Annotated in this window: 2 protein-coding genes; both read left to right on the top strand. The window is 60.0% G+C overall.

The window, feature by feature from the left end; all coding sequences use genetic code 11:
- Positions 1 to 595: hypothetical protein (locus tag RA19_RS24830; protein WP_039168369.1), on the top strand; the 595-nt coding region annotated here is incomplete at its 5' end.
- On the top strand, positions 595 to 2,214 hold a 1,620-nt coding region (locus RA19_RS24825; RefSeq protein WP_039168365.1), incomplete at its 3' end, for a DDE-type integrase/transposase/recombinase. The genes RA19_RS24830 and RA19_RS24825, both read left to right, overlap by 1 nt.

The following is a 2,214-nucleotide window of genomic DNA, read 5'->3' as shown; positions in this document are numbered from 1 at the left end:
GCACTTCACCGGACACGTCGTTTCGGGTGAGGGTCCCGGACGTATTATCCAGATCGAAAGCCATCACGAACTGCAGGGGTTCCATTGCCTGGCCGCCCGGCCGGAAACCGGCGAAATCTACGAGCAGGTTGGTTTCGAATGGCACGATGAGTACGGCGAGCTCCACACCCACTACTTCGATTTCGTGGTGGTGCAGACCGATGGAGCGATTATCGCCTATTCCGTGCGGCCTTCGTATGGCGTGAGCGACGCGTTCTTCGAGGAGATGTGCCGGATCTCGGATCAGGCGCGGAAAGCAGGCTTCGTTGCCGATGTCCGCTTGCTGACGGAAGAGGACCTGGACCCCATCGAGCTGTTCAATGCCGAACTGCTTCATTCCGTTCGCGATGAGGATCCCGAGGCCGATGAAGCGGCGCGGAAAGCCGTTCGGGACATGCAGGGCATCGAAACACTGGAGGCTCTCAGGGACCGTGCTGGCTGCGGCGCCATGGGCTTCCGGGCGCTGATCCGGCTGATCCGGTCCCGTCATCTCCAGCTCGTCAGCCACGAGCGCATTTCCCCGAAATCCCAGGTCTTCAAAAGGGAGCAGGTCTGATGAAGCTGTCTTTTGACTTTACCAAAACCCGCGTTGCAATTGGCACTTTCGACAAAGTGACCGTTAATGAAACCTGCTGCAAGCAAATCTACACCAATGAAGCCGGTTCTGTCTTTCAGATGGTTGATGGTACCGGGCGGGCGTTTCAAATCTCGCATGAAGAACTGAGCCGCCTTGCGTCGCTGGGCCGTATCCGCGTTGAACCCAACTACTACCACCCCGATAACGCGGTCCGGCAAGCGCAGCCCAGTACCGCTCTCATTTCTGCCTTGCCGCCGAAGCTGCAGGCCCGGGTTGCTAAACGCAGTGCTTATGTCGAGGCCTTCCTCGAATTGGAGCGCGAAGGGAAAGTCAACCGTACTGACGCTGCGATCACCGCAAATATGGAGTTGCTTTCCGGCAAGGCGATCAAGTTCGCAGATAATCTCAATCCGCTGGGGCAAGCCGAGCCGGATCCTTCAACGGACTTGAAGGTTTACCTCAGCGCTCGCACGCTGCGAAAATGGATCAAAGCTGCTGAACTCGACGGCCAAGCTGGATTTCTGGATGCGATGCACCTGCGCAGGAACCGCAACCGGATCCTGGGGCCCGAGGAAGTCGGTTTGCTGATGAAGGAGGTGCGCGGCTACATGAGCCGTGACCGGCCGACAATCAAAGTGATCCATCAAAATGTGCTGAACGCTTTTGAGAAGCGGAACGCTGAACGGGAAGCGCAGGGGTTGCACACTCTCACGGCGCCCAGCCGGGAAACCACGCGCCGTGCGATCCGGGAGCTCGATCCGTTCGCGGTGATTACTGCACGTTTCGGTGAAGCGGCCGCCCGCAAAAGGTTCAAGCCGGTTCTGAACGGGTTGGACCTGACCCGCCCGCTCCAGCGGGTCGAGATTGATGAATGGGAAATCGATCTCATGACGCTGATGCATTCCAGCGGGCTCATCGACCTGTTCACTGAAGAGGAACGCCTCCAGCTGGGCCTGGACAAGACCGCGAAGCGCTGGACGCTGACGGTGGCGATCTGCTGCACCACCCGCTGCATCGTGGGGATGGTCATTTCCACGGCGCCGAAAGCGCGGGCCGCGGTACAGGTGCTCCAGATGGTCGTGTCCAACAAAGGCCAGTGGGCCGACCTGGTTGGCGCGCTCGGCCACTGGGATATGCACGGAATTCCGGAACTGATCGTCACGGACTGCGGAATTGCGTTCAAGTCGCAGGCCTTCCGCTTCGCCTGTGCCGATCTCGGGATCACCAAGGAACTGGCAATCGCGGGCTGCCCGGAAGTCCGCGGGACCATTGAGCGTGTGTTCAACACCTTCGCCAAGGACCTTCTTCCGCGTCTGTCCGGGCGCACGTTTTCCGACGTCGTTACCAAGGGCGACGCAAAGCCGGAAGAGCGCGCGGCACTGACGCTGGATGATCTGGTTTTCGTTCTGGTGCGCTGGATCGTCGACATCTACCACAACAACCCGCACCGCGGACTTGGGGGTGAGACGCCCGCCGCGTGCTGGCGCCGCCTGAGCAATGAATGGGGTGTCCAGCCATCTCCGGACATGCGCCGCAGCCGACTCGTCTTCGGCCACCGGATGACGCGCGTTCTCAGCAAAGAAGGCCTGACCGTTCTT

It is taken from the genome of Leisingera sp. ANG-M1 (genome assembly GCF_000813745.1).
Taxonomy (GTDB): Bacteria; Pseudomonadota; Alphaproteobacteria; order Rhodobacterales; family Rhodobacteraceae; genus Leisingera.
This window is presented reverse-complemented; position numbering and strand designations above follow the sequence as displayed.